General features: G+C 59.0%; 1 protein-coding gene. It reads right to left on the bottom strand.

The window, feature by feature from the left end; genetic code table 11:
- Positions 1-41: 41 nt before the first annotated feature.
- Positions 42-1129, bottom strand: a protein-coding gene (locus CDO44_RS26185; protein ID WP_087783220.1) for an IS3 family transposase whose coding sequence is annotated in 2 segments (ribosomal slippage) — positions 42-877 and positions 877-1129 — 1089 coding nt in all. Because the reading frame shifts where the segments join, the coding sequence is not laid out codon by codon here.
- Positions 1130-1193: the final 64 nt, after the last annotated feature.

Raw genomic sequence — 1193 nt, 5'->3', positions numbered from 1 at the left:
GGTAATCCCCCCATTTTTAGCGTTTGCCAGAAGTAGGAACGCTATGCGGCCATGGCGAGCCGCTGTTTCGGGGTAAATCCGCCCAGGGCCATGTTCGGGCGCTCGTGATTGTAGGACCACATCCACTGCGTGGCGACACGCTGAACGTGATCCAGATCGTCCCAATGATATTGGGACAGCCATTCGTAGCGAACGGTCCGGTTGAATCGCTCGACGTAGGCGTTCTGCTGGGGCCGGCCTGGTTGAATATATTCGAGCTTGATGCCCCATGTGCCTGCCCACTGCACAATGGCCGCACTCAGGTACTCCGGACCGTTGTCGCAACGAATCGCCGAGGGTTTTCCTCGCCAGCCAATGATCTGCTTGAGCGTGCGAATCACACGCTCCGAAGGCAGCGAGAAGTCGACCTCGATGCCCAGCGCCTCGCGGTTAAAGTCGTCGATTACGTTCAGCACTCGGATGCTACGTCCGTCGGCAAGTTGGTCGTGCATGAAGTCCATCGACCACACCTGGTTGACCTGGGTCGGTACCGTCAACGGCTCGGGCGCCTGCCGAACCAGCCGTTTGCGCGGTTTGATTCGCAAGTTCAATTCGAGCTCGCGGTAGATCCGGTACACGCGCTTGTGGTTCCACCGGAAGCCGCGGACATTACGCAGGTACAGAAAGCACAACCCAAAGCCCCAGTTGCGGTGGTTGTCCGTCAGGCGAAGCAGCCAGTTTGCGATCTCCTCGTTCTCGGCGTCGGTCTTGGCGACGTACCGATAGCAGGTCTGGCTAATGCTGAACGCCTCGCAAGCCATCCGGATCGATACGCCGCGATCTTGCACGGCACGTCGGGCCATCTCGCGGCGGCGAGATGGCCTCACCACTTTTTTTCGAGCGCCTCCGTCACGATCTCGGCCTTGAGCTTCTCCTCGACGTACATCTTGCGCAGGCGCGCGTTCTCGGCTTCCAGCTCCTTCATCCGCGCCATCAGCGACACGTCCATGCCGCCGTACTTCGACCGCCACTTGTAGAACGTCGCCGAGCTGATGCCCAGTTCCCGGCACAGTTCGGGTACCGCAAGGCCAGCTTCCACCCGTTTGATGGCTTCGATGATCTGGCTGTCCGTGAATCGTGACTTCTTCATGCTGTAGAACTCCTCAACGAGAAAATTCTACTTCTGGATGCAACGCTTTTGCGGGGGGATTACC

The sequence above is a fragment of the Pigmentiphaga sp. NML080357 genome, assembly GCF_002188465.1.
Taxonomy (GTDB): domain Bacteria; phylum Pseudomonadota; class Gammaproteobacteria; order Burkholderiales; family Burkholderiaceae_B; genus Pigmentiphaga.
Note: the sequence above shows the minus strand (reverse complement) of the source record. Positions and strands in the feature narration are given on the sequence as shown.